The sequence below is a fragment of the Xanthomonas sp. 3498 genome, assembly GCF_014199795.1.
GTDB classification, from domain to species: Bacteria; Pseudomonadota; Gammaproteobacteria; order Xanthomonadales; family Xanthomonadaceae; genus Xanthomonas_A; species Xanthomonas_A rydalmerensis.
This window is the reverse complement of the sequence record NZ_JACHOH010000001.1, coordinates 43054-64286: the sequence shown is the minus strand read 5'-3', so window position 1 is coordinate 64286 and position 21233 is coordinate 43054. Positions and strand designations below refer to the sequence as shown.

The 21233-nt window shown below is 68.7% G+C and carries 18 protein-coding genes; all 18 read right to left on the bottom strand.

Features of this window, described 5'->3' with window-relative positions; all coding sequences use genetic code 11:
- Positions 1 to 25: 25 nt before the first annotated feature.
- The 18 genes from dnaE to GGR66_RS00185 all read right to left on the bottom strand — a co-directional run bounded on the left by dnaE (position 26) and on the right by GGR66_RS00185 (position 21229).
- Complete coding sequence (gene dnaE, locus GGR66_RS00270) at positions 26 to 3616, bottom strand: DNA polymerase III subunit alpha (RefSeq protein ID WP_160969942.1); 3591 nt, start codon at positions 3614 to 3616, stop codon at positions 26 to 28.
- Positions 3617 to 3773: 157 nt separating this feature from the next.
- Positions 3774 to 4466, bottom strand: coding sequence for a ribonuclease HII (locus GGR66_RS00265; RefSeq protein ID WP_184446804.1), 693 nt, complete (start codon positions 4464 to 4466; stop codon positions 3774 to 3776).
- Positions 4463 to 5773, bottom strand: coding sequence for a lipid-A-disaccharide synthase (gene lpxB, locus GGR66_RS00260; protein WP_184446803.1), 1311 nt, complete (start codon positions 5771 to 5773; stop codon positions 4463 to 4465). Before lpxB ends, GGR66_RS00265 begins: the two co-directional genes overlap by 4 nt.
- Entirely contained in the window at positions 5770 to 6561 is a 792-nt protein-coding gene (lpxA, locus tag GGR66_RS00255) for an acyl-ACP--UDP-N-acetylglucosamine O-acyltransferase (RefSeq protein WP_160963990.1), read from the bottom strand. The genes lpxB and lpxA overlap by 4 nt, the downstream gene beginning before the upstream one ends.
- A 19-nt stretch (positions 6562 to 6580) precedes the next feature.
- Positions 6581 to 7036 carry a 3-hydroxyacyl-ACP dehydratase FabZ gene (gene fabZ, locus GGR66_RS00250; RefSeq protein WP_160970832.1) on the bottom strand — a complete coding sequence of 152 codons (456 nt, stop codon included), beginning with the start codon at positions 7034 to 7036 and terminating at the stop codon, positions 6581 to 6583.
- Positions 7033 to 8049, bottom strand: a complete 1017-nt coding sequence (gene lpxD / locus GGR66_RS00245; RefSeq protein WP_184446802.1) for a UDP-3-O-(3-hydroxymyristoyl)glucosamine N-acyltransferase — start codon at positions 8047 to 8049, stop codon at positions 7033 to 7035. The genes fabZ and lpxD overlap by 4 nt, the downstream gene beginning before the upstream one ends.
- 99 nt (positions 8050 to 8148) lie before the next feature.
- On the bottom strand, positions 8149 to 8442 hold the full coding sequence (locus GGR66_RS00240) for a hypothetical protein (RefSeq protein WP_184446801.1): 294 nt from the start codon (positions 8440 to 8442) through the stop codon (positions 8149 to 8151).
- Positions 8443 to 8535: 93 nt separating this feature from the next.
- Positions 8536 to 10956 (bottom strand): outer membrane protein assembly factor BamA, encoded by a 2421-nt coding sequence (gene bamA / locus GGR66_RS00235; protein ID WP_184446800.1) that lies wholly within the window; start codon positions 10954 to 10956, stop codon positions 8536 to 8538.
- A gap of 80 nt (positions 10957 to 11036) precedes the next feature.
- Entirely contained in the window at positions 11037 to 12395 is a 1359-nt protein-coding gene (gene rseP / locus GGR66_RS00230; RefSeq protein WP_184446799.1) for an RIP metalloprotease RseP, read from the bottom strand.
- A 26-nt stretch (positions 12396 to 12421) separates the two neighbouring features.
- A complete protein-coding gene (locus tag GGR66_RS00225; RefSeq protein WP_184446798.1) occupies positions 12422 to 13627 on the bottom strand; it encodes a 1-deoxy-D-xylulose-5-phosphate reductoisomerase in 1206 nt (401 codons plus the stop codon).
- 5 nt (positions 13628 to 13632) lie between these two features.
- Positions 13633 to 14457, bottom strand: coding sequence for a phosphatidate cytidylyltransferase (locus GGR66_RS00220; protein WP_160970842.1), 825 nt, complete (start codon positions 14455 to 14457; stop codon positions 13633 to 13635).
- The gene (gene uppS / locus GGR66_RS00215; protein WP_160970844.1) at positions 14454 to 15194 is read right to left on the bottom strand and encodes a polyprenyl diphosphate synthase; all 741 of its coding nucleotides are present in this window, start codon (positions 15192 to 15194) and stop codon (positions 14454 to 14456) included. The genes GGR66_RS00220 and uppS overlap by 4 nt, the downstream gene beginning before the upstream one ends.
- A 38-nt stretch (positions 15195 to 15232) precedes the next feature.
- The gene (gene frr / locus GGR66_RS00210) at positions 15233 to 15790 is read right to left on the bottom strand and encodes a ribosome recycling factor (protein WP_160970846.1); all 558 of its coding nucleotides are present in this window, start codon (positions 15788 to 15790) and stop codon (positions 15233 to 15235) included.
- A 203-nt stretch (positions 15791 to 15993) separates the two neighbouring features.
- Positions 15994 to 16716 carry a UMP kinase gene (gene pyrH, locus GGR66_RS00205; RefSeq protein WP_160970848.1) on the bottom strand — a complete coding sequence of 241 codons (723 nt, stop codon included), beginning with the start codon at positions 16714 to 16716 and terminating at the stop codon, positions 15994 to 15996.
- An 81-nt stretch (positions 16717 to 16797) separates the two neighbouring features.
- Positions 16798 to 18291, bottom strand: a complete 1494-nt coding sequence (locus tag GGR66_RS00200) for a GGDEF domain-containing protein (protein WP_184446797.1) — start codon at positions 18289 to 18291, stop codon at positions 16798 to 16800.
- Between the two features lie 119 nt (positions 18292 to 18410).
- A complete protein-coding gene (gene tsf, locus GGR66_RS00195; protein WP_160970852.1) occupies positions 18411 to 19289 on the bottom strand; it encodes a translation elongation factor Ts in 879 nt (292 codons plus the stop codon).
- A 150-nt stretch (positions 19290 to 19439) separates the two neighbouring features.
- Positions 19440 to 20237, bottom strand: coding sequence for a 30S ribosomal protein S2 (gene rpsB, locus GGR66_RS00190; protein WP_017908839.1), 798 nt, complete (start codon positions 20235 to 20237; stop codon positions 19440 to 19442).
- A 278-nt stretch (positions 20238 to 20515) separates the two neighbouring features.
- Entirely contained in the window at positions 20516 to 21229 is a 714-nt protein-coding gene (locus GGR66_RS00185) for a fimbria/pilus periplasmic chaperone (RefSeq protein WP_326520895.1), read from the bottom strand.
- Positions 21230 to 21233: the final 4 nt, after the last annotated feature.

Here is a 21233-nt window from a genome sequence, read left to right as displayed (position 1 = left end):
CGGTAGATTCGGCTTGCAGCGAGGGTCAGCTCGCCCACGGCGGGCTGTACTTGACCTTCACCGCACGCACCGCCGGGTCGCCGCGCAAGGCGTCCAGCAGTTGCGGGTCCACACGCACCGAATGGCTGCCATTGAGGTCGAGCATGCCGGCGATGCCGCCTTGCGCCGATTGCAGCAGCAGGTCCAGGCGCAACGGCGTCTTGCCAGGGCGGTGGCGGGCCAGCAGGCCGTCGATGCGCGGCCAGGCGCTGCGCTGGCGCAGGTCCAGGCGCAGCGACAGGCGCTGCGCGTGGTGCGTGCAGATCTGTTCGTAGTCCCAGCACTGGCGGATGCGCATCGCGTAGCCGCCGTTGAATTCGTCCTCGCGCACGCCGCCCTTGACGATGAGGATGCGGTCGCGGGTCAGCAGGTGGCCGAACTCGGCGATGGCGTCGGAGAACGCGCTGCACTCGATGCGGCCGCGGCCGTCCTCCAGTTGCACGAACACCTGGCTGTCGCCCTTGCGACGCACGCCGACCACCTGGCCGGCGAGGATCGCGCTGACCTCCGGACGCCAGGCGCGCTTCTCGCCATCGCCGCCGCCACTGCGGCCGCCGCCGGACTGTGCGCAGATCTTCTCCAGCGCGCTCAGGTCGCAGCCGACCAGTTCGCGCATTTCGTCGCGGTACGGGTCGAACGGATGGCCGCTGAGGTAGAAGCCCAACGTCTCGCGCTCGCCGGCCAGCAACTGTCCCAGCGGCCATTCCTTGCTCTCGGGCAGGTCCAGGCGCAGCGCCGGGGCGCTGGTGTCGGCACCGCCGAACAGCGAGTTCTGCCCGGAGGCACGCTCGCGCGCCATCTGCTCGGTGGCCTTCATCACCTCCGGCAACTGCAGCATCAGCGTGGCGCGGTTGCTGCCCAGCCCGTCCATCGCGCCGGCGTTGATCATCGCTTCCAGCGTGCGCTTGTTGAGCTTTGCCGATTCGACGCGGGTGCAGAAATCCAGCAGCGAGGCGTATTCGCCGCCGCGCTCGCGCTCGGCCACGATTGCCTCGCAGGCGCCGCGGCCCACGCCCTTGATCGCGCCCAGGCCGTACTGGATGGTGTCCGGGGTGGCCGCCTCGAACATGTAGGCCGAGGCGTTGATGCGCGGCGGCAGCACGGTCAGGCCGAGGTTGCGCACCTCGTCGAGGAAGCCGACCACCTTGTCGGTGTTGTCCATGTCCGAGGACAGCGTGGCCGCCATGAACTCGGCCGGGTAGTGGCGTTTCAGCCACGCGGTCTGGTAGCTGACCAGGGCATAGGCGGCGGCGTGCGACTTGTTGAAGCCGTAGCCGGCGAACTTCTCCATCAGGTCGAAGATTTCGTCGGCCTTGGCCTCGCCGACGCCGCCCTTGGCCGCGCCCTCGCGGAAGATCTCGCGGTGCTTGGCCATTTCCGCCGGCACCTTCTTGCCCATCGCGCGGCGCAGCAGGTCGGCGCCGCCCAGCGAGTAGCCGCCGACGATCTGCGCCATCTGCATCACCTGCTCCTGGTACACCATGATGCCGTAGGTGTCCTGCAGGATCGCTTCGGTGCGCGGATCGGGATAGACGATCTCCTGCTGCCCGTGCTTGCGCGCGTTGAAGTCGGGGATCAGGTCCATCGGGCCGGGGCGGTACAGCGACACCAGCGCGATCAGGTCCTCGAAGCGGTCGGGGCGTGCGTCCTTCAGCAGCCGGCGCATGCCCGAGGATTCGAACTGGAACACCGCGCCGGTGTTGCCCGAGGCGAAGATGCCCTTGTAGGTCGGCGCGTCGTCGAGCGGGATCGCGGCGATCTCCACAGGCGGGATGCCGGCGCGCGCGTGGCGCACGTTGATCGCCTTCACCGCCCAATCGATGATGGTCAGGGTGCGCAGGCCGAGGAAGTCGAACTTGACCAGGCCGACCTGCTCGACGTCGTCCTTGTCGAACTGGGTGACCGGGTTCTTGCCGAAGTTGTCGACGTCGTGTTCGGCGAACAGCGGGCAGAAGTCCGACAGCGGCGTCGGCGCGATCACCACGCCGCCGGCGTGCTTGCCGGCGTTGCGGGTCAGGTCCTCGAGCTGCCGCGCCAGGTCCATCAGGTCGCGGACGTCGTCCTCGGCCTGGTAGCGCTGGATCAGCTCCGGCGAGGCCATCTCGCTGTCCTTGCCTTCGCCCATCGCATCCTTCAGCGTGATGCCGAGGATGTTGGGGATCAGCTTGGCGACGCCGTCGACCAGGCCGTACGGGAAGCCGAGCACGCGGCCGCAGTCGCGCACCACTGCCTTGGCCGCCATGGTGCCGTAGGTGATGATCTGGCTGACCCGGTCGCGGCCGTACTTGCGCGCCACGTAGTCGATCACCTCGTCGCGGCGATCCATGCAGAAGTCGATGTCGAAGTCGGGCATCGACACGCGTTCCGGGTTGAGGAAGCGCTCGAACAGCAGGTTGTACGGCAGCGGGTCCAGGTCGGTGATCTGCAGCGCCCACGCCACCAGCGAGCCGGCACCGGAGCCGCGACCCGGGCCGATCGGAATGCCCTGGTTCTTGCCCCACTGGATGAAGTCGGCCACGATCAGGAAGTAGCCGGGGAAGCCCATCTTGATGATGGTGTCCAGCTCGAACTCGAGCCGGTCCACGTAGTCCTGGCGGGTCTTGCCGGGCGCCAGCGGATTCTTTTCCAGGCGCGCGGCCAGGCCGTCGCGCGACTGGCTGCGGATCCAGCTGTCCAGCGTCTCGTCGTCGGGCACCGGGTAGGCGGGCAGGAAGTAGGTGCCCAGCTGCATCTCGATGTTGCAGCGTTGCGCCAGCGCCAGCGTGTTGTCGATCGCGTCGGGGATGTCGGCGAACAGCGCGGCCATTTCCTCGGCCGACTTCAGGTACTGCTGGTCGCTGTAGTCGCGCGGGCGCTTGGGATCGTCGAGCACGCGACCGGAGGAGATGCACACGCGCGCCTCGTGCGCGGCGAAGTCGCTGGCGTACAGGAAGCGCACGTCGTTGCTGGCGACCACCGGCAGGCCGCGGGTACCGGCGGCGTGCAGGGCGAACTGGTTGAACGCCTCCTCGCCGTCGCGGCCGGTGCGGGTCAGTTCCAGGTGCAGGCCGTCGCCGAAGATGCGCTGCCAGTCGGCCAGTTGCTGCTCGGCCAGGTCGTGGCGGCCTTCGCTGGCCAGGCGCCCGGCCAGGCTCTCGCGGCCGGCCAGAGCGAACAGGTTGTCGCTGCCGGTCTGCAGCCATTCCGGGCGCAGCGCCACGCCGCCTTCGTTGCGGTGGCCTTCCAGCCAGGCCCGGGTCAGCAGCCGCGACAGGCTGAGGTAGCCGTCGCGGTTGCGGCACAGCACGGTCAGCCGCCACGGCGCCTGGGTGCCGTCGGCGATCAGCAGGTCGGCGCCGGCGATGGGCTTGATGCCCACGCCTTCGGCGGCCTTGTAGAACTTGACCAGCGCGAACAGGTTGTTGAGGTCGGTGACCGCCAGCGCGGGCAGGTCCAGCTCCACCGCGCGGCTGAGCAGGTTGGCCTGCTTGGCTTTCTTCGGGTCAGCCTGATCCGGTTTCTCGGGCACACGGATGGTCGAATCCGCCAGCGAGAACTCGGTGTGGATGTGCAGATGGGCGAAGCGGGAAGTGGACATGCGGAACCAGAGCGATGCCCGGGCAGGGTAGCGGCGGGGGGCGAGCCGGGCAAGGCTTGACAGGTGGAGGCGGGGATTCGGGAGTGGGGATTGGGGATTCGTTGCGGTCTCACTGGGCGTTGAGTGCGCGCGATTGCCCGGGATTCCGCTGAACGTCCTACGCCAGCTGCAGCGATTCCATCGAATCCCGAATCTCTACTGCCGAATCCCGGCCCGCCAGGGCCATCCGGACCGGCGCGAAGCTGCGCCGGTGGTGGACACAGGGGCCGTGCGCGGCCAGCGCCGCCAGGTGCGCCGGGGTGGCGTAGCCCTTGTGCAGGTCGAAGCCGTAGTGCGGGTGTTCGTCGTGCAGGCGCTGCATGATCCGGTCGCGGGTGACCTTGGCGACGATCGAGGCGGCCATGATCGCGCGGTCCAGGCCGTCGCCGCCGACCAGCGCCTCGGCGGCGCAGGGCAGACCCTTGGGCACCCGGTTGCCGTCGATGCGGGCGAAGCCGGCCACGTGCGCCACGCCCTCGACCGCGCGGCGCATGCCCAGCATGGTCGCCTGGTAGATGTTCAGGCGGTCGATCTCCTCGGCCTCGATCAGCACCACCTGCCAGGCCAGCGCACGCTCGACGATGCGCGCATAGAGCGTCTCCCGCCGCGCCGCGGTCAACTGTTTGGAATCGTCCAGCCCGTTGATGCGGGTGCGCGCCGGATCGAACACCACCGCCGCTACCGCCACCGGCCCCGCGAGAGGTCCGCGGCCGGCTTCGTCGACGCCGGCGTAGAGCCGGGATTGGGGATTGGGGAGTGGGGATTCGCAGAGCAGCTCCTGCTGCGGCGATGGGGAGTCTGGGCGCTTCATGCCTTTGCTTCTCTCGAATCCCGAATCCCCACTCCCGACTCCCGGCTCTCAAGCAACTCGAGCACCGCATCGGCCGCGCGCGCCGAGGCGTCCTGGCGCAGCAGCAGATGCAGGCGTTCGTATTCGGGCTGCAGCGCCGCCACCGCTTGTGGATTGCGCAGCCAGTGCAGCAGCGCGGTGGCCAGCGCGTCGGGGGTGCAGGCGTCCTGCATCAGCTCCGGCGCCAGGTCATGGCCGGCGAGGATATTGGGCAGGGCGTAGCGGTCTACCTTCAGCAATCCCAGCGCCTTGACGATGCGGTAGGTGAGCGGGGCGACCTTGTAGCCGACCACCATCGGCCGCTTCACCAGCATCGCTTCCAGGGTCGCGGTGCCGGAGGCCAGCAGTACCGCGTCGGCGGCCAGCAGCGCGGCGCGCGCCTGGCCGTCCAGCACCTGGGTGGCGGCCGGCGGCAAGGCCGAGCGCGCGAGTTGCTCGGCGATCAGTGCCTTGCATGCGGCATTGGCGGCCGGCACCAGCACGCGCGCGTTCGGAAGCTGCTGCAGCACCCGTGCGGCGGCGGCGAAGAAGGTGTCGCCGAGCTTGCCGATCTCGCCCAGGCGGCTGCCCGGCAGGACCGCCAGCACCGGTGCGTCGGCGGGCACAGCGAGAGCCGCGCGCGCCGCGCCACGGTCTTCGTGCAGCGCGATCGCGTCGGCCATGGGGTGGCCGACGAAGCGCGCGTCCACGCCGTGCCTGGCGTAGATCGGCGGCTCCATCGGGAACAGGCACAGCACTCGGTCGGCGCTGGCGCCGATCTTGGCCGCGCGCTGCTCGCGCCAGGCCCACACCGACGGACTGACGTAATGCACGGTGCGCAGCCCGCGCTGCTTCAGCCAGCGCTCCACGCCGAGATTGAAATCGGGGGCGTCGATGCCGACGAACACGTCCGGGCGCCAGGCCAGCAGCCGCTCGCGCAGCGCGCGGCGCAGCTTCAGCAGGCGCGGCAGGTGCCGCAGCACTTCCAGCAGGCCCATCACCGCCAGCTCGCTGGCGTCGAACCAGGTCTGGCAACCGGCCTGGCGCATCGCCTCGCCCCCGACCCCGGCGAACTCGGCGTCGGGGTAGCGCGCGCGCAGCGCCTCGATCAGCCCCGCGCCCAGCAGGTCGCCGGAGGCTTCGCCGGCGACCAGGGCGATGCGCAGCGGTGCTGCGCGGGGATTGGGGAGTGGGGAGTGGGGATTCGCAACAGCGGAAGCGGGGCTATCGGCGCCGGCAGCGCCGCCGTTACCAATCCCGAATCCCGAATCCCGAATCCCGGCATTCATCGCAACAACGGCCGCTCGCTGGATTCGATGAATTCCAGCATCGCGCGCACGTCCTCGCTGCCTTCGGCCAGCACCGCCAGCTGGTGCTTGGCCTCGGCCAGCGGCAGGCCGGCCACGTACAGCGCGCGGTAGGCGCGCTTGATCGCGGCCACGCGCTCGGGGTCGAAGCCGCGGCGCTTCAGGCCTTCGCTGTTGATGCCGCGCGGGCGCCCCAGCGAATTGCCGCCGACCATGGTGAACGGGGGCACGTCGCCGTTGATCAGCGCGCCCATGCCGAGGAAGGCGTGATCGCCGATCCGGCAGAACTGATGCGCGCCGGCGAAGCCGCTGATGATCACGTGGTCGCCCACTTCCACGTGCCCGGCCAGGGTGGTGTTGTTGGAGAACACGCAGTGATTGCCGACGATGCAGTCGTGGGCGACGTGGGTGTAGGCCAGGAACCAGTTGTCGCTGCCGACGCGGGTGATGCCGCCGCCGCTGCCGGTGCCGCGGCTGATGGTGACGAACTCGCGGATCACGTTGCGGTCGCCGATCACCAGTTCGGTGCGTTCGCCGGCGAACTTCTTGTCCTGCGGGTCGCCGCCGAGCGCGACGTGGCCGACCAGGCGGTTGTCGCGGCCGAGCCGGGTCGGGCCGACGATGCTGCAATGCGAGCCGATCTCGCAACCTTCGCCGATCTCCACCTCGGCGCCGATCACGGTGAAGGCGCCGACGCGCACGTCGGCCGCCAGCGTCGCCGCAGGGTCGATGACGGCGGACGGGTGGATCAGAGGGGCGTTGGCGCTCATCGCAGATCTCCTGCCAGGGTCATTCGCGGGTGCCGGCGCACAGCACTTCGGCGCAGGCCACGACCTTGCCGTCGACCTTGGCTTCGCCGTAGTACACCGCCATGTTGCGGATCACCCGCTTGATCTCCACGTGCAGCTCCAGCACGTCGCCGGGCACCACCTGGGCGCTGAAGCGGGCGTTGTCGACCTTGACCATGTAGAACAGCTTGGACTGCGCGTCGCGGCCCATCGCCAGCTGGGTCAGGATGCCGCCGGCCTGCGCCAGCGCCTCGATGATCAGCACGCCCGGCATGATCGGCTGGCCCGGGAAATGGCCCTGGAAGTACGGCTCGTTGATGCTCACATTCTTGTGCGCGACGATCCGGCGGTTCTCGAAATCCAGCGAGACCACCTTGTCCACCAGCAGGAACGGGTAGCGGTGCGGGAGCAGTGCGCGGATCTGGGCGATGTCCGGCAGGGGCTGATCGTGGCTCATTCCTTCTCCTTGCTGACAGACAGGATGCGACGGGCCAGGGCATCGAGCTGCTTGAAGCGCGCGGCGTTCTTGCGCCACGTGCGGTTGTCGGTCAATGGGGTGCCGGACGAGTACTCGCCCGGCTCGTGGATGGAGTTGCGCACGACCGACTTGCCGGTGACCACGACCTTGTCGCAGATCTCCAGGTGGCCGACCACGCCGACCGCGCCGCCGAGCATCACGTAGCGGCCGATCTTGGCGCTGCCGGCAATGCCGGTGCAGCCGGCGATGGCGCTGTGCGCACCGATGTGCACGTTGTGCGCGACCTGCACCAGGTTGTCCAGGCGCACGTCTTCTTCGAGGGTGGTGTCTTCCAGCGCGCCGCGGTCCACGCAGGTGTTGGCGCCGATCTCGCAATCGTCGCCGATGCTGACCCCGCCGAGTTGCGGCACCTTGATCCAGCGGCCGGTGTCCATCGCCAGGCCAAAGCCGTCGGCACCGAGCACCGCGCCGGGATGCACGCGCACGCGCTGGCCCAGGCGCACCCGGGTGACCAGGGTGACGCGGGCGATCAGTTCGCTGCCGGCGCCGACCTGGCAGTCCTCGCCGATCACGCAGCCGGGGCCGATCACGCAGCCATCGCCGACCACGCTGCGCGCGCCGATGCTGACGAAGGCGCCGATGTGCGCGGTGGGCGCCACCTGTGCGCTGGGATCGATGCTGGCGCTGGGATGGACGCCCGGTGGACGCGCCGGCGCCACATCGAACAGCGCGGCGATCTTGGCGAAGGCGACATACGGATCGCGCGCGATCAGCGCCGTGCCCGGCGCGGCCTCGGCGTCGTCGGCACGCAGCACCACGATCGCCGCGGTGCTGTCGGCCAGTTGTGCGCGATAGCGGGGATTGGCCAGGAAGCTGAGCTGTCCCGGGCCGGCCTGCGCCAGCGTGGCCACGCCGTGCACCGCGACGCTGCCGTCGCCATGCACCTGCAGGCCGAAACGCTCGGCGATCTCGTCAGCGGTATAGGAATTCATCACGGGTACGAAGTCTATTCTCTGCTCGTGTGCTAGTCACGACGAGGCCCGGGTTGACCGGGCCTCGTGGGGATACATCAGGGAAACGCGTTGCCGAAATCAGCTGCCGCGGTGGCTGGTGGATTTCGGATCGGTTGCGGCTACTTTGGCCAGATCGTGTTTGGCGACACTACTCTGATGCTGCTCGCCGAGGACGATCTGTCCATGTCCCGGTGACTTGGTATTTGCAAGGCAGTATCTCAAGTTTGCGTCGCAGTTCATGCCGTCCGGATGCGCCAGGCAAGCCGAGTAATTATCGTAACAGTCGGCCATCGCCACGCCTGAGAACGTGGAAAGCGTCAATAAAGAAGCGAAACACCAGCCGGCTACGGAACCGCGATTGGTCTTCTTCATCTGATTGCGTCCTGATTGTAGTGCCGCCACGATTGACGGCGGCACTACGTTGGCACAACCGCGATGCGATGTGAAGACGGTGTCACGCCTCGATCAGAATTGCCCGCCGAACGTGAATTGGAGGCGTTCAATTTCATCGTTGTCTTCCTTCTTCAGCGGAATCGCATAGCTGATCGAGATCGGGCCGACCGGCGCGCGCCACAGCAAGGCGATGCCGGTGGACGCACGCAGTTCGTTGGACTTGAAGTTGTCCACGCCGTTGAACACGTTGCCGAAATCGACGAACGCCGAAATGCGCGCCGACGGGCTGTCGAACAGCTTCGGGAAGTACATTTCGAAGGAGCCGACCGTCTTGAACGAGCCGCCCAGCGGCTGGCCGCGGCTGTACGAGGCGGTGGCCTCCGAGCGCGGGCCGAGCGTGTTGTCCTCGAAGCCGCGGACCGAGTTGGTGCCACCGGCGTAGAAGTTCTCGTAGAACGGCAGGCCCGAAGCGGTGACGCGGCGGACCAGGTTGGTGCCGTCGCAGGCCTGCGATGTATAGGTCGGCGTGCCCTGCGCATCGGTCGTGGTGACGCCGCAGATATCGCGCGACACGTCGCTGCCGTAGCTGTCGCCGTAGCCGAATTCGGCACGGGTGTTCAGCACCAGCGACGACGACAGCGGCCAGTACTTGGAGATCTGGTAGTTGAGTTTCCAGTACTCCACGGTCGAGCCGGGCAGGGTGGCTTCCAGGCCCACGCGCTGGTACATGCCGCGGGTCGGCATGAAGTACTGGTCGCGGGTGTCGCGCGCCCAGCCCAGTTCGCTGCGCCAGGCGTGGAAGGTCTTGGTCCCCATCGCGTCGATGTAGTTGATGATCGCCTGCGGGGTGAAGCCGGGATAGGTGGTGATCTGGTTGCTGTCCACGCCGAACATCAGCGAGACGCTGTCGGTCTCGGTGATCGGCACGCCGAAGATCACCTGCGCCGCGCCGTTGGTGCTGTTGTACTGCGCGGTGCCGAAGTCGGAGTAGTCCAGCTTGCGCCACGACAGGTTGTAGCCCAGCGACACGCCGTCGTCGGTGAAGAACGGATTGGTGTAGGAGAACGCGTAGCGCTCCTGGTAGCTGCTGCGCGAGGCGTCCACCGAGACGCGGTTGCCGCCGCCGAGGAAGTTGTTCTGCGACAGCTGCACCGAGGTGGTGACGCCGTAGGTCTGCGAGTAGCCCAGGCCGAAGGTGAAGCTGCCCGAGGTGGTCTCCTTGACGTTGTAGACCACGTCGACCTTGTCGTTGCTGCCCGGCACCGGCGGGGTTTCCACGTCCACCGACTCGAAGTAGCCCAGGCGCTGCAGGCGGATCTTGGAGCGGTCGATCGCCGCCTGCGAGTACCAGGTGTCCTCGAACTGGCGCATTTCGCGGCGCAGCACTTCGTCGGAGGTGCGGGTGTTGCCGCGGAACACGATGCGCCGCACCGACACGCGCGGACCCGGGGTCACCTGCAGGTTCACCGCCACCGTGCGCTTCTCGCGGTCGGTGGTCGGGATCGGGGTGACCTTGGCGAAGGCGTAGCCGATGTTGCTCAGGGTGTTGGTGATCGCGTCGGAGCTGTATTCCAGCAGCGCGCGCGAGAAGGTGTCGCCCGGCTTGGGGATCACCAGCTTCTCGATCTCTTCCTGCGGCAGGATGGTGTCGCCGGTGACCTTGATGTCGGAGATCTTGTACTGCTCGCCTTCGGTGATGCCGGCGGTCAGGTACATGTCGCGCTTGTCGGGGCTGATCGCGACCTGGGTGGAGTCGACGCTGAAGTCGACGTAGCCGCGGTCCAGGTACCAGGAGTTGAGCTTCTCCAGGTCGCCGGACAGCTTTTCCTTGGAGTATTGGTCGTCGCGGCGGTACCAGGACAGCCAGTTGTGCTCGCGCGACTCCCAGTTCTCCATGATGTCCTGGTTGAGGAACTTCTCGGTACCGATCAGGTTGACGTGGCGGATCTTGGCCGCCTTGCCTTCCTTGATCGCGATGGCCACGTCGACGCGGTTGCGGTCCAGCGGGCTCACCGTCGGGGTGATCTCGACGTTGTACTTGCCGCGGTTGTTGTACTGGCGGGTCAGTTCCTGGGTCACCCGGTCCAGGCTCAGCCGGTCGAAGGTGCCGCCCTCGCTGAGGCCGATGTCGGACAGGCCCTTGAGCAGTTCCTCGCTCTTGATGTCCTTGTTGCCGGTGACGGTCAGCTTGTTGATCGCCGGACGCTCCTTGACCGTGACCACCAGGATGTTGCCCTGGCGGTCGACGCGCACGTCCTCGAAGAAGCCGGTGCGGTACAGCGCACGGATCGCCTCGGCGACCTTGGCCTCGTCCACGCTGTCGCCGCGTTCCACCGGCAGGTAGGTGAACACGGTGCCGGACGAAATGCGTTGCAGCCCGTCGACGCGGATGTCGCTGGCGGTGAAGGGCTCCGCTACCTGGGCCATGGCCGGCAGGCTGAGGCTGGCGGCGAGGGCGAGGGCAAGCAGGCGGCGAGTGGGAAATCTCGTCATGTCACGTCCGGTAGAGGTCGATATCGTTGTTGCATGGGCGCCGGCGCAAGACGACAGCGGGTCGAGTGGATCGGCGCGGGTCATCGCAGTGCCTGGCCGAAGAGGTCGTTGTAGAACGCCAACCCCATCAGTCCTGCCAGCAACGTCAGGCCCACGAACTGCCCTGCCGCCATGGCGCGCTCGCTCAGCGGGCTGCCCTTGACCAACTCGATAAGGTAATACAGCAAGTGCCCGCCGTCCAAGATCGGGATCGGCAGCAGGTTCATGATCGCCAGGCTCAGCGACAGCAGGGCCAGGAAATTCAGGAACCAGTCCGGGCCCTGCTTGGCCGAGACGTTGGCGACCTTGGCGATGGTGATCGGGCCGGACACGTTCTTCAGCGAGGCCTCGCCGGTCAGCATGCGGCGCAGGATGCCGAGGGTGTCGCTGGCCAGCCGGCCGGTCTCGCGGAAGGCGACCGGGATCGCCGCCAACGGGCCGTAGCGCAGGGTGGCGTCGTAGGCCGGCCGGCGCTGCTCGCCGATGCCGACGCCCAGCTTCCAGCTCGGCGCGCCGGGGCCGGCGGTCGGCTTGAGATGGACTTCCAGCGCCAGCCGCTCGCCGTTGCGCTCGACCTCGATCAGGCCGTTGCCGCCGTCGCGGCCCAGCGCCTGCACTCGTGGCGCAACCTGGTCGGCGCTGGTGATCGGGGCGCCGTCCACCGCCAGCACGCGGTCGCCGGGGCGCAGCACGCCGTCTGCGGCCGAGCCGGCGGCGACGTTGGCGATGACCGCCGGCTGCAGGGTGAAGCGCCAGGTCAGGCCGGCCAGGGCCGGCACCTGCTGCTCGTCGAAGCCGACCGGCAGCTGCGACAGGCGCAGGGTATGGGTGCGGCTGGCGCCGTCCTGCGCGTCCTCGGTCTGCACCGGCACGTCCTCGCGGTCCATGGCGGCGACGGTCAGCTGCATGGCCGCCTCGCTCCAGGTCGCGACGTCGCGGTCGCCGACGCGGACGATGCGCTCGCCAGGCTGGAACCCGGCCTGCTGGGCCAGGCCCTCGGCGCGGCCGACGATGGGCGCGTAGTCCTGCTTGCCGATCACGAACATGGCCCACAGCAGCGCCACGCACAGGATCAGGTTGGCAATGGGGCCGGCGGCGACGATGGCGATGCGCTGCCACACGCTCTTGTTGTTGAAGGCCTGCGATCGCTCGGCCGGGGCCACCTCGCCCTCGCGCTCGTCGAGCATCTTCACGTAGCCGCCGAGCGGGATCGCGGCGATCGCGAACTCGGTGCCGTGGCGGTCGTAGCGCGACCACAGCGGCTTGCCGAAGCCCACCGAGAAGCGCAGCACCTTGACCCCGCAGCGGCGGGCGACCCAGAAATGGCCGAACTCGTGGAAGGTCACCAGGATGCCCAGGCTGACCAGCATCCACCAGATGGAGCCAAAGAAGTTACCCATGCGCGTGGCTCATGGCGGCGTGGGAATCAAGCATGGGCGAGTTGGCGGGCAATGGCGAGTTCGGTGATCTTGCGCGATTGCGCATCCGCCGCCAGCAATGCGTCCAGGGAATCGGCCGCGACCGCAGGCAGCTCGGTCAGGGCGTTCTCGACCAGCGCAGGAATCGATAGGAAACCGATCCGGCCCTGAAGAAAGGCTGAAACAGCCACTTCGTTGGCCGCGTTCAGGATCGCCGGGGCGCTGCCGCCGGCCTGCATCGCGCGCCAGGCCAGGCCCAGGCAGGGGAAGGCGTCCAGATCAGGCGCCTCGAAATCCAGCCGGCCCTGCGCCAGCAGGTCCAGCCCGGCGACCCCGGAGGCGATCCGGTCCGGCCAGCCCAGGCCCACCGCCAGGGTGGTGCGCATGTCCGGCAGGCCCATCTGCGCCAGGGTCGAGCCGTCGATGAACTCGACCAGCGAATGCACCAGGCTCTGCGGGTGCACCAGCACCTCGATGCGCTCGGGCGCCAGCGCGAACAGGTGGTGGGCCTCGATCACTTCCAGGCCCTTGTTCATCAACGTCGCCGAATCGACGGAGATCTTCGGCCCCATCGACCACTTCGGGTGCGCAACGGCCTGCGCCGGGGTCACCGCCTGCAGGCGCGCGCGGTCCCAGCCGCGGAACGGGCCGCCGGAGGCGGTCAGCAGCACACGCCTTACTTCGGCACCGGTCTGGCGCGAACGCAGGCACTGGAAGATGGCGTTGTGCTCGCTGTCGATCGGGATGATCTCGGCGCCGGCCGCCGCGGCGGCAGCCGTGACCAGCTCGCCGGCCAGCACCAGCGCTTCCTTGTTGGCCAGCAGCAGGCGCTTGCCGGCGCGGGCCGCGGCCAGGGTCGAGGCGAGGCCGGCGGCGCCGACGATGGCGGCGACCACGCTGTCGCAGGCGTCGCTGGCCACCAGCTGGTCCAGCGCGGCGTCGCCGGCATGCGCCTGGGTCGCCAGCCCGGCCGCGCGCAGACCGTCGCGCAGCGCCGGGTACAGGTCCGGATCGGCGATCACCGCATGGGCGGGGCGATGCGTGGCGCACAGCGCCAGCAGCGCGTCGACATTGCGCCCGGCCGCCAGCACGCCGGCGCGCAGGCGCTGCGGATGACGCGCGATCACGTCCAGCGCCGAGGCGCCGATCGAGCCGGTGGCGCCGAGCACGGCGATGGTGCGCACCGTGTCGGCTTTGCTGCGTTGCGTGTTCACTGGCCTCAGAACCCGAAGATGTCCTTGCCCAGCGCGAAGATCGGCAGCGCCGCCAGCACGCCGTCGATCCGGTCCAGCACGCCGCCGTGGCCGGGAATCACGTTGCCCGAGTCCTTGGCGCCGACGTGGCGCTTGAGCAGGCTCTCGAACAGGTCGCCGACCACCGAGGCCAGCACGCTGACCGCGGCCACGATCAGCAGCCCGGGCAGGTGCGGCAGGGTCACGCCGGCCAGCCAGCCGAAGCCGGCGGCCACGATCAGGCCGGCCAGCAAGCCGCCGATCAGGCCTTCCACGGTCTTGTTGGGGCTGATCCGCGGCGCCAGCTTGTGCTTGCCGAACTGGCGGCCGGCGAAATAGGCGCCGGAATCGGCGGCCCACACCGTGGCCAGCGCGGTCAGCAGCCAGCGGTGGCCATTAGGCTCGCTGGCGTGGATCAGGCCCAGCGCGGCCCAGGCCGGGACGATCGCCAGGGTGCCGGCGGCGAGCTTGAACACCCGCGCATAGGTGGCGTGGTCGGAGCCGAAGCGGTAGAAGCCCAGCCACAGCAGCGCCGCGCACCACCAGCCGACGCCGATCAGGGTGGTCAGCTGGAACAGCACCAGCGAGCCGGCCGAGGCCCACACCAGCAGCACCATCAGCAGCAGGTTGAGCATCAGCAGGATGGTGCGCGGCAGGGTGTCGTCGACCTCGGCCAGCTTCAGCCATTCCCACAGGCCGATCAGGAAGATCAACGCGGCCAGCGCGACCAGCCACTGGGTCGGCAGCAGCAGAATGGCGCAGATGGCCAGCGGGGCCATGATCAGCGCGGCGATGACGCGGGTACGGGTCATGCGGAAACGTTCTCCGTCGCCGCTTCGGCGACCTGCGCGCTGGTGAGGCCGAAACGCCGCTCGCGGCGGGCGTAGTCGTCCAGGGCTTGTTGCAGCACCTCCGGTCCGAACTCGGGCCAGAGGGTCTCGGTGAACCACAGTTCGGTATAGGCCAGCTGCCACAGCAGGAAGTTGCTGATGCGCAGGTCGCCGCCGGTGCGGATGAACAGGTCCGGCGGCGGCAGGTCGGCCAGCGCCATGCGCGCCGACAGGGCGTCCTCGTCGATCTGCTCCGGGCGCAGGCGCCCGGCGGCGACGTCCTCGGCCAGCGCGCGTGCGGCCAGGGCGATGTCCTGGCGGCCGCCGTAGCTGGCGGCGATCGACAGGTGCAGGGCCTGGTTGTCGCGGGTGCGCGCCTCGGCCTGGGCCATGCGCTCGCACAGCGACGGCGCGAAGCGCGAACGGTCGCCGATGAAGCGCACGCGCACCCCGCGCCGCTGCAGCTCCTCGACCTCGCGGTCGAGTGCGTGCAGGAACAGCTTCATCAGCGCGTCCACTTCCTCCTGCGGGCGCCCCCAGTTCTCGCTGGAAAAGGCGAACAGGGTCAGCGCGCCGATGCCGCGCTCCAGGCAGAAATCGATGGTGCGGTTGACCGCGCGGGCGCCGGCGCGATGGCCGATCACGCGCGGCCGACGGCGGCGCTGCGCCCAGCGGCCGTTGCCATCCATGATGATGGCCAGATGGCGGGGCAGGGACATGGGGACGGGGTCGGAAGGCATGGCCGGCAGGCGCAGGCTCAGACCGCCATCAGTTCCTGTTCCTTGCCCTTGACCACCTCGTCCACGTCCTTGATCGCCTTGTCGGTCAGCTTCTGGATGTCGTCCTCGCTGGCGCGGGCTTCGTCCTCGGTGACCTTCTTGTCCTTCAGCAGATCCTTGACCTGCTGGTTGGCGTCGCGGCGGATGTTGCGGATCGCGACCTTGGTGTCCTCGCCTTCGCCGTGCACGACCTTGGACAGCTCGCGGCGGCGTTCCTCGGTGAGGGCGGGGAGGTTGAGGCGGATGGTGGTGCCGGCGGTGTTCGGGGTCAGGCCCAGGTCCGAGGCCAGGATCGCCTTCTCGACCGCGCTGACCATCTGCTTTTCCCACGGGGTGATGGTCAGCGAGCGGGCGTCGGCGACGGCCACGCTGGCGACCTGGCTCAGCGGCATGTCCGAGCCGTAGTAGTTGACCTTCAGGTGCTCGACCAGCGCGGTCGACGCGCGCCCGGTGCGCACCTTGACGAGCGTATGACGCAGCGCGTCGATGCTCTTGGCCATGCGGGTCTGTGCGTCTTGCTTGATTTCGTTGAGCATCGCCGGTGTCCGTGCTGAATCTGAATCGGACGATTATAGCCGGGAAAGGCGTGGGGCCGGGATTGGGGATTCGGGATTGGGGATTCGTAAAAGCCGCGCTTCAGGCGCATGCACCGCGGTGGCTTTTACCGCAGGCGCGATGCTGCAGCGCGCAATGCTCTTGCGAATCCCCAATCCCGAATCCCCAATCCCGGGTCGGGGCATCAGCCCCGACCCTTCACCAACGTGCCGATCTCGGCACCGCGCAGGATCTTCAGCAGTTCGCCGGGCTGGCCCATGTTGAAGATGCGCAGCGGCAGGTCGCTGTCGCGGGCCAGGGCGAAGGCGGCGGTGTCCATCACCTCGAGGTTGCGGGCGATGACCTCGTCGTAGGTCAGGCTGTCGAAGCGCACTGCGTCGGCGTGCTTCTTCGGGTCCTTGTCGTACACGCCGTCGACCTTGGTCGCCTTCAGCAGCAGGTCGGCGCCGATCTCGATCGCGCGCAGCGCCGCGCCGGAGTCGGTGGTGAAGAAGGGGTTGCCGGTGCCGGCGGCGAAGATCGCGATGCGGCCCTTTTCCAGGTGGCGGATCGCGCGGCGGCGGATGAAGTCCTCGCACACGTCGTTGATCTTGATCGCGCTCATCACCCGCACCTTGGCGCCGAGCTTCTCCAGCGCGTCCTGCATCGCCAGCGCGTTGATGACGGTGGCGAGCATGCCCATGTGGTCGCCGGTGACCCGGTCCATGCCGCCGGCGGCCAGGCCGGCGCCGCGGAAGATGTTGCCGCCGCCGATCACCAGCGCCACTTCCGCGCCGGCCTGCTGCGCCTCGATCACCTCATGGGCCAGGCGATTGATGATCTTGGGATCGATGCCGTAGTCCCCGTCCCCCATCAGCGCTTCGCCGGAAAGTTTCAACAGGATACGGCGATAGGCGAGCTGGGACATGGCGACCTCGTTGGGGGATGACGGGCAAACCACACGATTTTAGCCGATGCGCGCCAGCGCGTCTGTGCCGTCGGCGATGCTTCAGCGTTGCGCCTCGCCGCACGAGCGCGCGGTGACGCGGTTGCGGCCGCCGTGCTTGGCGCTGTACAGCATGTCGTCGGCCGCCTGCAGCAGTTCCTGCGCGCTGTTGAAGCGCTCGCGGCCGCCCTGGGTGGCCACGCCCGCGGAGAAGCTGATGTGCAGTGGCCCGTGCTTGGTCTCGGTCATCGGCCGCTGCGCGATCTCGGACAGGATGCGCCGCATGACCCCGAGCGCGGCGTCTTCGCCGGTATTGGGCAACAGCACCAGGAATTCCTCGCCACCGAAGCGCGCCACGATGTCGCTGCTGCGCACCAGCGGCTGCAGGGCCTGGGCGAACGCGCGCAGCACCTGGTCGCCGACCAGGTGGCCGTGGGCGTCGTTGATCTTCTTGAAATCGTCCAGGTCGATGAAGGCCACCGACAGCGGCCAGTCGTGGCGGTTGGCCAGCTCGAACTGCTGCTGCAGCAGGGTGTCCAGTTGGTGCCGGTTGAACACGCCGGTGAGGGCGTCGCGGCTGGCCTGCTCGGCCAGGCGCCGGGCGTGCTGCTCGTATTCGTCGGCGCGCTGGCGCACGCGGTTGGCTTCCTGCACGTCGCGCAGGTTGCGCAGCACCATCAGTTCGCGGGCGTGGCTGATGATCGCGTCGACCCGCTCCGGCTGCGCGATGCGCACGTCGAAGATCGGGCTGACCGCCGGCAGCGCCTCGGCGATGTGGCCGATCACTTCGTCGAAGCGGCGGCTGTCCAGCTGCAGGTCGCGATAGGCGCGCTGCATGGCGTAGGTGCGCGCGGCTTCGGTGTCCTCGCTGAGCCAGATATCGGCAATCGGCCCGGACAGGCGCACGCAGATGTCGAAGGGCTCGCTCGCCGCGGCATCGTTGCCGTTGGCGATGCTGCGCTGCAGGTAGGCGGGCAGCTTCCATTTCTTCGCCAGCCAGGCGCCGACCTCGGCGTGGTCGGCGCCCAGGTGCTCGCGCTCCAGGGCGCTCAGCCGCTGCGGATCGCCGGCGGCTTCGTGCAGCAGTGCGGCGTACTGGTCGTGGCAGACGTGCAGCAGGGCCAGTGCGCCCATGTCCTGCAGCAGGCCGGCCAGCATCAGTTCCTCGTGCTTGCGCAGGCCGACGGCCTGGCCGAGCAGGCGGCTGGCCAGGGCTGCCAGCACGCTGCGCCGCCACAGCCGTTCCTGCGGTGCGCTGGCGTCGCCACGCAGGCTCTGCACCATCGAAAAGCCCAGTGCCAGGCTCAGCGCGGCGTTCAGGCCGAGCATGGTCAGCGCCTGGCCGAGGTTGTCGATGCGTCGCCGGCTGGCGTACAGCGGGGAATTGGCGATGCGCAGCATCCGCGCGCTCAGCGCCATGTCCATGGCGATGGCATCGGCGGTGGCAGCGAGATCCACGTCCGCATCCTGCGCGAGTTCGATGATGCGCAGGGCGATGCCCGGGGGCGAGGGCAGGTCGCGGGAGTGGCTCAGGATCGCTTCGAGTTCAGGATGCATGCACTTCCGATACGGCATGGAATAAGAGGTGGGGCAGCGGCCTGTCCCAGCCCGCGCAGCGTACACCCGCAAAAAAAAAGCCGCGACAATGCGCGGCTCTTTTCTTCCCGGGGGCGGGATCAGGCCAGGCCGGCCTGCTTCATCACTTCGGCGGCGTAGTCTTCCACCACCTTCTCGATGCCTTCGCCCACGGCCAGGCGCTGGAAGCCGACCACATCGGCGCCGGCGGCCTTCACCGCCTGCTCCACGGTCTGGTCGGTGTTCAGCACGTAGGGCTGGCCGTACAGGGTGACTTCGTTGACGATCTTGGCGATCTTGCCGCTGATGATCTTCTCCAGGATGTCGGCCGGCTTGGCCTTGTCCTTCTCCGACATCTTGGCCAGTTCGATTTCCTTTTCCTTGGCCACGAACTCGGCCGGGACGTCGGACGCCTTGATGTGCGGCGGGTTCATCGCCGCGATGTGCATGGCGATGCCACGGGCCAGGTCGGCGTCGCCGCCCTTGACCTCGACCAGCACGCCGATGCGGCCGCCGTGCACGTAGGCGGCGACGTTGTTGGCGCTGTCGATGCGCACCAGGCGGCGCACCTGCACGTTCTCGCCGACCTTGGCGATCACCGCGGCGCGGGCTTCCTCGACGGTCTCGCCGCCGGGCAGCTTGGCGCTCTTCAGTGCTTCGACGTCAGCGGCGCCGGAGGTCAGGGCGGCCTGGACCACGGCGTCGGTGAAGGCCAGGAAGTTGTTGTCCTTGGCGACGAAGTCGGTCTCGGAGTTGATTTCGACCAGGACCGCCTTGCCGCCGTCCTGGGCCATCGCGATGCGGCCTTCGGCGGCGACGCGGTCGGCCTTCTTGTCGGCCTTGGCCAGGCCCGACTTGCGCAGCCACTCGGCGGCGTTGTCGATGTTGCCGGCGTTCTCGGTGAGTGCCTTCTTGCACTCCATCATGCCGGCGCCGGTGCGCTCGCGCAGTTCCTTGACCAGGGAAGCAGTGATTTCCACGGGATGTCCTCACGAAAGGTGGGAAAAGGCCGGCTTGCGGCCGGCCGGAAGATCTGGAAGCGGGCGCCGCAGGCGGCGCTCGCGAAGCCGGGCGCGCCGAACGCGCCGGGCGGCGGCTGCGCATGATCGCGCAGTCGCATGGCGCGCCGGTTACTCGGCGGCGGGAGCGGTCTCTTCGGCCTTCTTGCCGTTCTTGCGCGGGCCGCGGCCCTTGTCGTCGCCGCCCTCGGCGAACTCTTCCTCGCGCACGCTGGCGGCGTTCGGCGCAGCGGCCTTGCCTTCCAGCACGGCGTCGGCGGCGGCACGGGCGTACAGCTGCACGGCGCGGATGGCGTCGTCGTTGCCCGGGATGGCGTAGTCCACCAGGTCCGGGTTGTAGTTGGTGTCGACCACCGCGATCACCGGGATGCCGAGCTTCTTGGCTTCCTTGATGGCGATGTCTTCATGGCCGATGTCGATGACGAACAGGGCGTCGGGCAGGCGGTTCATTTCCTTGATGCCGCCCAGCGAGGCTTCCAGCTTGTCGCGCTCGCGGCGCAGGGTCAGCACTTCGTGCTTGACCAGCTTGTCGAAGGTGCCGTCGGTCTCGGCCGCTTCCAGTTCCTTCAGGCGCGCCACCGACTGCTTGACGGTGCGGAAGTTGGTCAGCGTGCCGCCCAGCCAGCGCTGGGTCATGAACGGCTGGCCGCAACGCTCGGCTTCTTCCTTCACCGCGTCGCGGGCGCTGCGCTTGGTGCCCAGGAACAGGATGGTGCCGCGCTTCTGCGCGACGCTGGAGATGAAGTTCATCGCGTCGTTGAACAGCGGAACCGTCTTCTCGAGGTTGATGATGTGGATCTTGCCGCGCGCGCCGAAGATGTACGGCGCCATCTTGGGGTTCCAGTAGCGGGTCTGGTGGCCGAAGTGGACGCCGGCTTCCAGCATCTGACGCATGGTGACCTGGGGCATTGCAGTGACTCCTGATGGGGAACCGGCCGTGCGCGGGCAGGAATGGGTGAAGCGCGCGCATGACGGTGCGGCCTTGAGGGTCCGCACGACGATTCCGGGGTTGGGCCTCCCTGCTGTCTCCGTGGCCGAACTCCTTGCGGAGCACCCCGGCACGGGCGATGGCAGCAGGTGTGAATTCGCCGGTGCGTCCGGCGTGGACGGTCCATCGGGCCATGACAGGCACGAGGAAGCCGCGCACTATACCTGGCGGAGGGCGGCGGCGCAATGCGCCGGGCGGCTCACTCGGCCGGCAGCGGCTGCAGCGGCGACTGCTCGTCGAGCCGTGCCGCGAAGTGGCCGCCCGGTGCGGTCGCGGCGGCCGGCAGCGGCCAGCGCTTCAGTTCCCCGGCCAGCACGTAGCCGGCGAGGCTGGGGAACAGGGTCACGGTGCGGCCGTCGGCGCCGACGAAGCTCAGATCGCTGAGCCGGGCGTGGGCGCTGCCGCGGTTGTGCACCACCAGCTCCGGTCCACGCGCGCCTGCGTTCAGGTGGGCGCTGAGGCGCGGCGCGGCCGCCGGGTCCGATGGGCTAAGAAACACCGGCGTGGAATAGCGCAGCAGCAGGGGTGCGCCTGCCGCGGCGGGCGCGGGTGCGGTGGCGTCGGGTGGTGTGGCGCGTTCTTCCAGCACCAGGCGGTAGGCGTGCTCGGTGGTCGCGGCGGGGCCGGTGCGCACCAGCCGCAGCAGTTGCCGCCCCTGCGCGGGGATGTCGATCGATTGCGGGCTGGTACGCACCTCGTCGGTGCTGTCCAGTGCGTCCATGCCGTCGGTCTGCTGCCAGCGGTACACGTGGACTTGCGCCTGCCAGGCGCGGTCCTGGGTGTTGTTCAGCCAGATCTCGGTGGTGGTCTCTTCCGGCGCCAGCTGCACCAGGGTCGGGCTGATCCGCACCCCGGCCGCCTCGGCGCTGCCGGCAAGCGCCAGCAGCAGCGCCAGCAGCAGGCGCGCATGCACTCGG